The sequence below is a fragment of the Paenibacillus sp. SAF-068 genome (assembly GCF_051967555.1).
Lineage (GTDB): Bacteria > Bacillota > Bacilli > Paenibacillales > Paenibacillaceae > Paenibacillus.
In genome coordinates, this window is record NZ_JBQCJX010000001.1 from 1,875,141 (window position 1) to 1,887,701 (window position 12,561).

The 12,561-nt window shown below is 46.3% G+C and carries 6 protein-coding genes; all 6 read left to right on the top strand.

Annotated features, from left to right (window positions below):
- Nucleotides 1-46: 46 nt before the first annotated feature.
- The 6 genes from ACTHPG_RS08325 (at nucleotide 47) to ACTHPG_RS08350 (ending at nucleotide 12,439) form a co-directional block, all read left to right on the top strand.
- Nucleotides 47-3,376: a DUF5107 domain-containing protein gene (locus ACTHPG_RS08325; protein ID WP_440390181.1), complete on the top strand. Its 3,330-nt coding sequence runs from the start codon at nucleotides 47-49 to the stop codon at nucleotides 3,374-3,376.
- Between the two features lie 52 nt (nucleotides 3,377-3,428).
- Nucleotides 3,429-5,765: a beta-galactosidase gene (locus ACTHPG_RS08330; RefSeq protein WP_440388652.1), complete on the top strand. Its 2,337-nt coding sequence runs from the start codon at nucleotides 3,429-3,431 to the stop codon at nucleotides 5,763-5,765.
- 378 nt (nucleotides 5,766-6,143) lie between these two features.
- Nucleotides 6,144-7,076 carry a glycoside hydrolase family 5 protein gene (locus ACTHPG_RS08335; RefSeq protein WP_440390183.1) on the top strand — a complete coding sequence of 311 codons (933 nt, stop codon included), beginning with the start codon at nucleotides 6,144-6,146 and terminating at the stop codon, nucleotides 7,074-7,076.
- Between the two features lie 179 nt (nucleotides 7,077-7,255).
- Nucleotides 7,256-9,325, top strand: a complete 2,070-nt coding sequence (locus tag ACTHPG_RS08340) for a bifunctional aldolase/short-chain dehydrogenase (RefSeq protein ID WP_440388653.1) — start codon at nucleotides 7,256-7,258, stop codon at nucleotides 9,323-9,325.
- Between the two features lie 19 nt (nucleotides 9,326-9,344).
- Nucleotides 9,345-10,616, top strand: coding sequence for an L-rhamnose isomerase (rhaA, locus tag ACTHPG_RS08345; RefSeq protein WP_433753317.1), 1,272 nt, complete (start codon nucleotides 9,345-9,347; stop codon nucleotides 10,614-10,616).
- Between the two features lie 149 nt (nucleotides 10,617-10,765).
- Nucleotides 10,766-12,439 (top strand): ribonuclease J, encoded by a 1,674-nt coding sequence (locus ACTHPG_RS08350; RefSeq protein ID WP_440388654.1) that lies wholly within the window; start codon nucleotides 10,766-10,768, stop codon nucleotides 12,437-12,439.
- Nucleotides 12,440-12,561 lie beyond the last annotated feature (122 nt).

The window sequence follows — 12,561 nt, forward strand, 5'->3', positions numbered from 1 at the left end:
ATGATCATAATATATACGAGGCCAAGGAGTGAGGGAATTGAATCACATGTCAGCGACATCAGATGTTCGCATATGGGAAGAAACCAGAGATATTCCAACCTATGGTACAGGTAAACCTGACCAAAATCCGATGTTTCTTGAAAAGAGAATCTATCAGGGAAGTTCGGGGAAAGTATACCCGCATCCCGTGATCGACAGCATTGAAGATGAAGCAAAAATGAAGTCCTATCGATTAATTATTCTCGAAAATGAATATGTGCGTATCGAGATGATGCCAGAACTGGGTGGACGGATCTATCGTGCGCTGGATCGGACCAACGAGTATGATTTTGTATATTATAACCGGGTGATTAAACCTGCACTAGTGGGTCTGGCAGGCCCATGGATTTCCGGAGGAATTGAATTCAACTGGCCACAGCATCATCGGCCCAACACGTTTGGTCCAGTCGACTATACATTTGACAGTAACGAAGATGGAAGCGCTACCGTGTGGGTGGGTGAGATTGATCGCATGTATGGCACCAAAATGACCGCTGGCTTCACATTACATCCCGGCAAAGCCTATCTGGAAATCCACGCCGAGGTATACAATCGCACCAGCGCCCCTCAAACTTTTCTATGGTGGGCTAATCCGGCTGTGGCCGTCAACGATCATACGCAATCCGTGTTTCCACCTGATGTAACGGCTGTGCTGGACCATGGAAAACGGGACGTATCCCGCTTTCCCATCGCAACCGGCACCTATTACAAAATGGACTACTCCGAAGGTGTGGATATTTCGCGATACAAAAACATACCGGTTCCAACATCCTATATGGCGTATAAGTCGGATTATAATTTTGTAGGGGGTTATGACCACGGGGTTGAGGCAGGTTTGTTGCACGTAGCCAATCATCACATTTCTCCGGGCAAGAAGCAATGGACCTGGGGGAACGGAGAATTCGGGCAAGCCTGGGATCGCCAGTTAACGGACGAGGATGGACCTTATATTGAATTAATGACTGGGATCTATACCGATAATCAGCCTGATTTTACGTGGCTACAGCCCTATGAAGCCAAATCATTTTCACAGTATTTTATGCCGTATAAAGGAATTGGTATGGTCAAAAATGCAACGATTGATGCAGCGGTTAATCTGGAAATGGATGAAACGACCGGAGCGGTAACCGTGATGGTGTATGCAACATCGGTTTTTGAACAAGTGACTGTTGAAGTAATAGGACCATCCACGATATATCTCCATGAGACATGTAATATCTCACCTACGCAACTATTTAAGTCTTCATTCCCGTGGAGCGGACAAGATGAATGGCATCAGTTGAAGTTAAGTGTTCGAACTGCGGAAGGAAAAGTACTTGTGGCCTATCAGCCTGAACGTACGGAGATTCAGGAAGTTCCAGACGCGGCCAAACCACTCCCGCTGCCATCCGAGATTCGTACGAATGAACAACTATATCTGGCTGGTCTTCATTTGGAACAATATCGCCATGCCACGTATGAACCAGAACCTTATTATCTGGAAGGCTTGACGCGTGATGCAACGGATATTCGTCTAAATATTGCGTATGGCACATTGCTGCTGCGCAGAGGATTGTTTCAAGATGCAGAGAAGCATTTCAGACAGGCTGTACAATCGCTGACGTGGAAAAATACGAATCCATATGATACTGAAGCTTTTTACCAACTCGGTCTGAGTTTGAAGCTACAGGGGAAGCAGGAAGAAGCCTACGCAGCACTATATAAAGCCGTATGGTCCGCACAATTTCAGGATACGGGATATTACATGCTTGCTCAGATTGATACAGCGTTGCATCGGGACACGGAAGCGCTGGATCACATCGAACGTTCGCTGATCCGTAACACTCGAAACTACAAGGCTCGGCATCTGAAGGTGGCTCTGTTGCGCAGATTGGGTCAGGATAAACGGGCCATCCAATATGCGTATGAAACGTTGGACCTGGACCCGGTTGAATTTGGAGCCGCACATGAATTAGTCCTGATCTACAACCGAACGACTGCATCTTCAGAGAGCGAGCAAGCGGAGCAAGCGCGTGAGCATTTCCATCGTCTGATGCGAGGAGACGTTCATAATTATCTAAACCTGGCCGCAGATTACGCGGATTGTGGGTTGTGGGAAGAAGCACTGACGGTACTATCGTATGTTGAATCCGAGAATTCACAGCTGTATCCCATGGTTGGTTATGCTCAAGCCTACTTGCTTCGTCAACTGGGGGATATGGAACAGGCCCGGGCATTTCAAAAGCAGGGGAAAGCTGCTCCAACAGATTATTGCTTCCCTAATACGATATTTGAATTCATGGTGCTTCAGGATGCATTGGCGGTGGATTCGAATGATGCGCGTGCTCACTATTACCTGGGAAATTGGTTGTATGATCATAAACGCTACGAGGAAGCAATCACCCATTGGGAAACTTCGCGCGAGGCGAATGCGTCATATTCAACTGTACATCGGAATCTGGGACTGGCTTATTATAACAAGCTGAATCGCCCTGATCTTGCACAGGCTTCATTAGAAGAAGCTTTCCGGTTGGATTCAAAGGATGCCCGAATCTTCTACGAGTTGGATCAATTACACAAGAAGATAGGGCACTCTGGCGAGCGTCGAATCAAATTGCTGGAACAGCATATGGAGTTGGTTCACCACCGTGATGATCTGTATATCGAGTGGGTAACTCTATTGAATATGCAGGGTAGTCATCAGGAAGCATGGGATGCTCTTCAGGCACGGCGGTTTCATCCCTGGGAGGGCGGAGAAGGCAAGGTTACAGGACAATATGTTACAGCACTGACGGAACTTGCGAAGCAACATTTGGAGAAACAACAACCTGAGCTAGCATTGGAGTTGTTGCAGAAGGCTTTGGTTTATCCGGAGAACTTAGGTGAAGGGAAGCTAGAGGGAGCCGGAGACAACCCCGTTTATTTTTATCTTGGCTGTGTCTACCAGCAATTGAAGAATAATCAGGCTGCAGAGGAGAGCTTTCATAGAGCTTCAATCGGTCTTGACGAACCGGCAAGCGCGATGTTTTATAATGATCAACCGCCGGAATCCATCTATTATCAGGGTCTGGCCTGGCAGAAACTTGGCAATGTGAAGGAAGCCAACCGACGCTTTAACAAACTCATTGACTATGCGGAAAGAAATATGCATGATCACATCCGAATGGATTATTTTGCGGTATCTCTGCCCGATTTCCTGGTGTTTGACGACGATCTCAACCAGCGTAATGAAGAACATTGCCGATATATGCGGGCATTAGGTCTTCTTGGCCTTGGTCGGACAAATGAAGCCGAACTTGAGTTGGAGCGGGTTCTGAAGAAGAACCCCAATCATCAAGGGGCAATCATTCATCGATAATTGATCATCGATTCAACCCTATCCCATCTATACCTAAGGAGTGATATAAGCCATGAACGATAGTATAGCAGGAAGCCAGATTCGTTTCGTACTGGATGCAGAAGATAAAGAGATTCGTGCGGGTCGCATGACTGGCAGTGGAGGCAAAAACCCACGAGGAGAATCGTATGATTTTACTAACTATTATATGACTCGTAATGCTAAACCCCATATTCCCGTGGTAGGTGAATTTCACTTCTCCAGATTCGCTTACTTGCAGTGGGAAGAAGAATTACTGAAGATGAAGGCAGGCGGAGTGAACATCGTCGCTTCGTATGTTTTCTGGAATTTTCACGAGGAGCAGGAAGGGGAATTTAATTGGTCAGGGAACCTGAACTTGCGGCACTTTGTGGATCTGTGCGGCAAACATCAGCTGCCATTGATCGTGCGGATTGGTCCATTCTGTCATGGGGAAGTTCGTAATGGAGGGATGCCAGATTGGTTATTCAGTTATCCATTTGAAGTAAGATCGAATGATGAAGGATATCTGTATTGCGCCAAGCGATTATATCGGGAGATTGCCCGTCAGCTCAACGGCTGTTTTTATCAGGAGGGTGGCCCTATTATCGGGGTACAGTTGGAAAATGAGTATATGCACGCTGGCGCACCCATGGATGCCTGGGGGTATACCCGCGAAAAATACATTTCATCTGGCAGGGATGGACGAGAACATCTGAAGATGCTGCGCCGTATTGCCGAAGAAGTCGGCATGCACCCCATGTTCTATACTGCCACGGCCTGGGGTAATGCTGCGGTGCCTGAAGAAGGAACGTTACCCATGCTCGCAGGGTATGCGTATACCCCCTGGATTCCTAATCAGCCCCCAAGCCGAGAGTATTTATTCCGGGATCTGCATATGAATCCTGTTGAAGAAGTGGATTATGCCAGTCTGGAGTACCCTGCTGCGTATTGCGAACTCGCTGGCGGCATGCAGGTCAGTTATCATGCCCGGCCAGTTGTAGATGCGGACAGTGTTGAAGCGATGACCATTGTGAAGCTGGCGAATGGCAGCAATCTGGTCGGATATTACATGTATCACGGGGGTACCAATCCGGTAGGGCAAAAATCATATATGAACGAACAGGCATTGCCGAAAATGACGTATGATTACCAAGCCCCGCTGGGGGAATTCGGACGTATTGGTGAATCGTATGACCGCATTCGAACCTTGTCCATGTTCCTGGAAGCCTACGGTGAGATGCTTGCACCAATGGGCAGTGTTATACCGGAAGATCAACATGCGATAACACCGGAGAACATGATGGATCTGCGCTGGTCTGTTCGACAACGAGAAGGCTCGGGATTCCTGTTCATGAATAACTATCAGGATCATATGGCGTTGCCTGATCGAGATATACAATTGGAGTTGCATACCAGCAAAGGAACTGCTTTTTATCCAAGAGAAGGCACGATGGAGTTGAGATCCGACATGGCGGCGATTATGCCTTTCCATATGAATTTGAATGGCATGAAGATCATTAGTGCCACCGTTCAACCGCTTACTCGATTCACAGTGAATAATGAGCTTACGGCTGTCTTTTATGCTCATGAAGGCATGAAACCTGAGTATGTTATGGATACATCGTCTGTTACGAACGTGGATATGTCCGAAGGTACAGTATCTGACCATGGTAATGAAGTTGTGATTCATCCGATTGCAGGCAAGGAGCATCATATGCAAATCACAACATCGGACGGTACAGTCATACGTATCATTACATTGACTCGTGAAGAGGCATTGCATGCCTATCGTTTCCAAGTGGGCGGAGAAGAGAGGCTTGTGATTAGCAGCAGTCATCTTTATGTACAGAATGAGGTGCTCATGTGCACATCCGTAGAGCAACCAGAGATGGAGATATCTATCTATCCAGCCCCAGAGCATGTTTCAGCTTCTAAATATGCTGTGTCGTCCCAATCAAAGCAGGGCATATTCGGTACGTACACATTGCAAGTTTCGCCTTACGAGCCTGTAGTAGAGGTGGATTATCCCCAAGCGTATGCAGCAACATTGAGATTGGATACAGCTTGGCCGGAACAAGTAGATGACGTGTGGATTGAGATTGATTATGAAGGAGACGTTGCAGCAGCACATATTCATAATCAGATGTTAACAGATCATATTCACTATGGGCATAGCTGGATGCTTGGTTTGAAGCAATCCCGTCATTTGCTGGCCGATCACGCGCTCCGTCTGTCCATAACCCCAATTCGAAGAGGAACGATCGAGAGTTATGTGAATCAGGCTTATGTGGAGCGGTTTGAGGGTGTGGAGATCGGAAAGTTCAATGAGGTTCGGGTGATACCCCATTACCGGGTTGGGTTGGTGCTAGCAGGTAGAGAAGATGTTTAGTTCGCATCAAGCAATGATCAAGAGTTAACTTATTTTAGGATGCAGAAGGTTCTTTCTCCGAACAGTTGTGAGGGGAAAGAGCCTTTTTGATGCGTGTAAAAAGAAAAGATACATAATCATGGTAAAAAGGACTTGATTAGTAAGCGTTTTCATTTTATTATGAATTCATAACCTTATCGATAAAGTTTATTTTAACTAAAAATTAATAATTACTAAGGTTATTATGTGGGTTTGTCACCAAACATCTTTACTAATGATTTTAGTTAACTTATTGCCTAGAGCAGGGTTAATTGAAATAAAAAAAATTAAAACTCAGGAGGTTCCAAACGAATGGTTAATCTGAAAAAGTGTACCATCTTCACGGTTATTGCTGCTCTCATGTTCATGGCATTGGGGAGTGCAGCCCCCAAAGCATCTGCTGCCACAGGATTTTATGTAAACGGAAACAAGTTATATGATTCCACAGGCAAGGCTTTTGTCATGAGAGGTGTTAATCACGGACATTCCTGGTACAAGAATGATTTGAATACCGCTATCCCTGCCATCGCCAAAACAGGTGCCAATACGGTACGCATTGTTCTTTCGAATGGTAGCCTGTACACCAAAGATGATCTGAATGCGGTCAAAAATATTATTAATGTGGTTAACCAAAATAAAATGATTGCTGTACTCGAAGTACATGATGCCACAGGAAAAGATGACTATAATTCACTGGATGCGGCAGTGAACTACTGGATTAGCATAAAGGAAGCTCTGATTGGCAAAGAAGACCGGGTAATCGTCAATATCGCCAATGAATGGTATGGTACGTGGAATGGAAGTGCGTGGGCTGATGGATACAAAAAAGCCATTCCAAAACTAAGAAATGCCGGAATCAAAAATACGCTCATTGTAGATGCAGCCGGATGGGGACAGTTCCCTCAATCCATTGTGGACTATGGACAAAGTGTTTTTGCAGCCGATGCCCAGAAAAATACTGTCTTCTCGATTCATATGTATGAGTATGCCGGCAAGGATGCTGCAACAGTTAAAGCCAATATGGAGAATGTGCTGAATAAAGGATTGGCTCTGATCATTGGTGAATTCGGGGGATACCACACGAATGGTGACGTGGACGAGTATGCCATCATGAGATATGGTCAGGAAAAAGGGGTAGGCTGGCTTGCCTGGTCATGGTACGGAAATAGTTCAGGTCTGAACTATCTGGACATGGCTACAGGTCCGAACGGAAGCTTGACGAGCTTTGGCAACACCGTAGTTAATGATACCTACGGTATTAAAAACACTTCTCAAAAAGCAGGGATTTTCTAATCCCCCCGATGAATCGGAACACTCTGACGTTCACGTCAGGGTGTTTTTTTAATAAAAAAGCTTAATCTATGATGGCTTTTGAATATTTCCGTTTGGTTTTAAAATATTTTGTTTTCAAAATAAAACAAAGATGTTAAACTCGGATTAGGAATAAAACAAACATTATCGGAGGGAAACAAATGGTACAGAGTTTATGGAATGCATCGCGGGCATCTGAGAAAACGACAGGACTTGAGCAGTTGGTTTACCGATCCAATCTGATTGGATCTGATCGCAGTGTATGTAACATCTACGGTGGTAATACGTCTACCAAAACGACAGTGAAGGATTTTCGTGGTCGTGATGTAGAAGTAATGTATGTGAAGGGAAGCGGCTCTGATCTGGGTTCCATGGAAGCGAAACATTTTACCGGACTTGGGCTTGAAGACATTCGACCATTAATTGAACGTGAATTCATGTCGGATGAAGAGATGGTTGAATATCTGGGACATTGCATGATTGATGCCAAGCACCCGCGTGCCTCCATCGAGACTCTGCTGCATGCGTTCCTTCCATATAAACATGTGGATCATACACACCCGGATGCGATTATCAGCCTGTGTTGTGCGCATAACGGCAAGGAATTGGCGAAAGAGATCTACGGTGATCGATTTGTATGGGTGCCTTACGTACGTCCAGGGTTTACGTTATCTAAAATGATTGCTGAAAGCGTATTCTCGAACCCCAATGCCGAACTCGTACTGATGGAAAAACACGGACTTGTCACTTGGGGTGAAACATCCGAGGAATGTTACGCTCAAACGATCAAGATTATCAATGAAGCAGAAGCTTTCATCGAAGCACGAGTGAACGAAGAAAGTTTGTTTGGTGGTGTGAAGCACCCGGCACTTGCCGCTGATGTTCGTCGTCAGATCGTATCACGTGTGATGCCAACGATTCGTGGAGCAGTATCGGATAGAAAAAAAATGATTTTGTCCTTTGATGATCAAGAGGACGTACTTGCTTTTGTGGGCGGAGCAAATTCTCCGGAATTGTCTCAGGTGGGTGCAGCTTGCCCGGATCATCTGGTACATACCAAAGTGGTACCTCTGTTCATCGATTGGACACCGGATGCGGAAGATATCGAAGGCTTAAAATCCAAGCTGGTAGAAGGTGTGGCTGCTTACAAAGAGCAATATCAACAGTATTTTGAGAGCAACAAAAACGAAGGTGATGTCATGTTCGAAGCGGCACCACGCGTTATCCTCATTCCAGGTGTGGGTATGATCAATACAGGCAAGAGCTGGGCGCTTTCCCAAGTAAGCGGAGCGTTGTATCACAGAGCGATTGCTGTTATGCGTGGAGCTACTAGCTTGGGTCAATTTGTATCACTCAGCGCAAACGAATCTTACAATGTGGAGTACTGGCCGCTGGAATTGTATAAATTGTCTTTGGCTCCGGCCGAAACCGAATTCTCCCGTAAAGTGGCGTTTATCACAGGCGGCGCAGGTGGTATCGGAAGTGAAACAGCGCGGAGATTGGTATCTGAAGGCGCACATGTGGTGCTTGCTGATCTCAATCTGGAGGGCGCACAGAAGGTAGCACAGGAAATCAATGATCAGTACGGTGCGAATCGTGCTTATGCGCTGAAAATGGACGTAACCGATGAGGAAGCCGTTCAATCTGCGTATGCAGATGTTGCGGTGCAATATGGCGGAGTGGATATCATCGTGAACAATGCTGGACTAGCGACATCAAGCCCGTTTGACGAAACGTCCCTGAAGGAATGGAACCTGAACATGAATGTACTGGGTACAGGGTATTTCCTCGTGGCTCGTGAAGCGTTCAAGCTGATGAAACAGCAGGGTATTGGGGGAAGCATGGTATTTATCGGGTCCAAAAACTCGGTGTATGCGGGTAAAAGTGCTTCCGCTTACAGTTCAGCGAAAGCGCTGGAAGCGCATCTGGCACGCTGCATTGCAGCAGAAGGTGGAGAGTATGGCATTCGTGTCAACACGATTCTCCCGGATGCCATTCTACAGGGGTCGGCCATCTGGAATGGTTCCTGGAGAAATGAACGAGCAGCTGCATATGGAATTGAACCGGATCAATTGGAAGAGTATTATCGCAAACGGACGACATTGCTTGTGAATATCTATCCAAGAGATATTGCGGAAGGAATTGCATTCTTTGCTTCTTCGAAATCCGAAAAAACAACCGGTTGCATGATGACCATTGATGGCGGTGTACCGGCAGCATTTACACGTTAAAATAGGAGGGTTCTTGCGGATGGATAACCAAGTCAAGCAAGCGTATGAAGCAGCCAAGGCATTGTATGCCCAACACGGAATAGATACGGACGAGGTGCTGAATAAACTCGCGGAGATCAAAGTATCCGTACACTGCTGGCAAGGCGATGATGTCAAAGGTTTTCTGAATAAAGATGGGGAGTTAACAGGGGGCATTTCAGTTACAGGTCAATATCCGGGGGCTGCGACCACACCTGCAGAACTTCGTAACGATCTGGAGCAAGCCTTTGCTCTGATTCCCGGCAAACATAAGGTTAATCTGCATGCGATTTATACGGATACTGACGAGCAGGTTGAACTGGATCAGATTGAGCCGAAGCATTATGAGAACTGGGTGAAATGGGCCAAAGAACAAGGACTCGGTCTGGACTTCAACCCAACATGTTTTTCCCATGAAAAATCAAGTGACGGCTTCACGCTTAGTCATCCGGACCCTGAGATTCGCAAATTCTGGATTGATCACTGCAAGGCATCCCGCCGGATTGGCGCTTACTTCGGTGAACAGCTTGGTCAGACTTGTGTAACCAATGTATGGGTACCGGACGGATTCAAGGATAATCCGGTTGATCGGCTGACACCACGTAAACGTCTCAAGGCATCACTGGACGAGGTATTCGCCGAAGCGCTTAACCCGGAGCATAACCTGGACGCGGTAGAGAGCAAGCTGTTTGGTCTGGGTTCGGAAGCCTATGTGGTGGGTTCTCATGAATTTTATATGGGTTACGGTTTGCAAAATGATACGTTAATCTGCCTGGATGCGGGCCATTTTCATCCAACAGAGGTTATTTCCAATAAACTGTCGTCCTTATCTTTGTTTACAAGTGGCATTCTGCTTCATGTGAGCCGCCCGATGCGCTGGGACAGTGACCATGTAGTGATCATGGACGATGAGTTGCTGGAAATCGCACGTGAACTGGTTCGACATGATCTGCTTGGGACCACACATATTGGACTGGATTTCTTCGATGCGAGCATTAACCGTGTTGCTGCATGGGTTGTGGGGACTCGCAACACGATCAAAGCCCTTCTCCGTGCGATGCTGGAACCAGTGGATGCTCTGAAACAAGCCGAGTTGGACGGAGATTACACCCTGCGTCTTGCGTTAACGGAAGAGTTCAAATCCTATCCGTTTGGTGCAATCTGGGACTACTATTGTGCTCAGCAAGGCGTTCCCGTTCGTGAAAAGTGGATCACAGATATCAAAACCTATGAACAAGACGTACTCCTACAACGTGATAAATCTCTAGTGTAGGGCTAACCACTGCGGAATGAAAGTTCCGTGGTGGTTTTTCCTTTTTTGGCATCAAGCACATTGAAATGCATAAGTGAGGTGATTCTTTCCATACTAGGGATATAGATCCGTGTCGCATACGATGGCCACGCAGAGGAGGAAGAGCAGAGTTGAATCTAGCCCATAACAAACTGTATATCGCTGCACTTGGCGGCGTGAATGAGATAGGGAAAAATATGTATTTCATCCAGTATAATCAGGATATCATCGTCATTGACTGTGGTTCGAAGTTTCCCGATGAGACTTTGCCTGGTATTGATCTGATCATTCCGGATGTCGCGTATCTGCTGGAGAATCTGGATAAAGTAAGAGGTCTTGTGGTTACCCATGGCCATGAAGATCACATCGGTGGCATTCCCTATTTGTTAAAAAAAATGAACATCCCGGTGTATGCATCCAGGCTCACACGTGGGTTGATTGAACTAAAACTGAAAGAGCATGGGCTGCTGCGCAAGGCGGACCTGCATACGATCGATGCTCATTCCAGCATTACGCTGGGAGGAATTGAGGTTTCTTTCTTCGCAACCAGTCATAGTATACCGGATTGTCTTGGTATTTTCTTTCAGACCCCAGCGGGTAATGTCGTGCATACAGGAGATTTCAAATTTGATATGTCACCTGTACATGGACCTTTCCCTGATCTGCACCGCATGGCCGAGATTGGTAAACAGGGCGTACATATTTTGCTCTCCGAGAGTACCAATGCAGAAAGACCCGGATTCACACCTTCCGAGCGTGTTGTAGGAGATCACATTCTGGATGCCTTTATCCGTGCAAAACAAAAAGTATTTATCTCTACTTTTGCATCAAATGTCAGCAGGGTACAGCAGATAATTAATGCAGCATTCGAGACGGGGCGCAAACTGGCATTGTTAGGCAGAAGTATGGTGAATGTAGTATCGGTGGCCAGTGAATTGGGGTATTTGCAAGTTCCTGACGGATTGTTGATTGAAGCCATCGACTCGGATCAGTTTCCACCCGAACAAGTCGTTGTGTTATGTACCGGTAGCCAGGGAGAAGCGATGGCGGCATTATCACGTCTGGCATCCGGTAAACATCCTCACGTAAGAATTAACGCCGGGGATACGGTGATCATTGCCGCCGGAGCTATTCCGGGCAATGAGAGGAATCTTGCACATGTGATTGATAACCTGTATGTTCTCGGAGCACGTGTGATATATGGTTCAAGTGGTGCAGCAGGAATGCATGTATCGGGACACGGGAGTCAGGAAGAACTTAAATTGATGTTAACCTTGATGAAACCGGATTATCTGATTCCAATCCATGGTGAGTTCCGCATGTTGTATCAGCACAGACTGCTCGCCGAGTCCGTAGGTATGGAGCGTGATCATGTGTTTATCGTGAACAATGGGGATATGATCCAATACAAAGATGGTGCAGCCTCGCTCGGTCCGAAAATTACTTCAGGAAACAGTCTCGTAGACGGTCTGATCATGGGTGATGTTGGCAATATTGTACTGCGTGATCGCAGACAGCTATCATCCGATGGCATGTTGGTGATTGTAACAACACTTAGCAAAACGGAGAAACAAATGGTCACGTCACCCGAAATCATCTCCAGAGGGTTCATATTTGTCAAGGACTCGGAGGAATTCATGCACGAGATTCATGAGCTGGTTCTGAACCGGATGGGTGAGTTGACTGGGGCTGGTGTGAATCAATGGAATGTGATCAAAAGAAAGCTGAAAGACGAGATTGGTCACTACATTTACGCTCAAACCAAGAGAAGACCTATGATCTTGCCTATTATTATCGAAGTCTGAGATGTAGGGAAATAGCGAGCGTTCTTGTGTCAGCAATCGAAGCTAACGTGTATATGAAAGTTTAACAGCCTGATGAATGTGGAGTCATACTTTGGTATGAACATCACATGGATATCGGGCTT